The 297-nt window shown below is 49.8% G+C and carries 1 pseudogene; it reads left to right on the top strand.

Annotated elements, in window-relative coordinates:
- Positions 1-59 precede the first annotated feature (59 nt).
- Positions 60-297, top strand: a pseudogene (locus J0A66_RS22830) (23S rRNA (guanine(1835)-N(2))-methyltransferase); the annotation flags it as partial.

The raw sequence follows: 297 nt of genomic DNA on the forward strand, positions 1-297 counted from the left end.
TTTTCAATGATGATTGTGGAGCACTTGGGTGTTTCCTGGCAGAGTGGTCGCCCGCTTGGATAAGCGACTCTAAGGTCAGTCATCTGGCTTTGCAGCAAAATCTCAGTACCAATGACATCCCAGTCTCTCAGGTACGTCTGTTTGACAGCCTGAGCTTACCTGAAGAGCCGGCCGATATGGTGCTGATGAAAATCCCCAAAACCCTGGCCTTGCTGGAACATCAGCTTATTCAGTTACAGTCAAACGTGGACAACCACACGCGAATTATCGCCGCGGCCAAGGCCAATCAGATTCAAA

The sequence above is a fragment of the Bowmanella dokdonensis genome, assembly GCF_017254865.1.
Classification (GTDB): Bacteria; Pseudomonadota; Gammaproteobacteria; order Enterobacterales; family Alteromonadaceae; genus Bowmanella; species Bowmanella dokdonensis.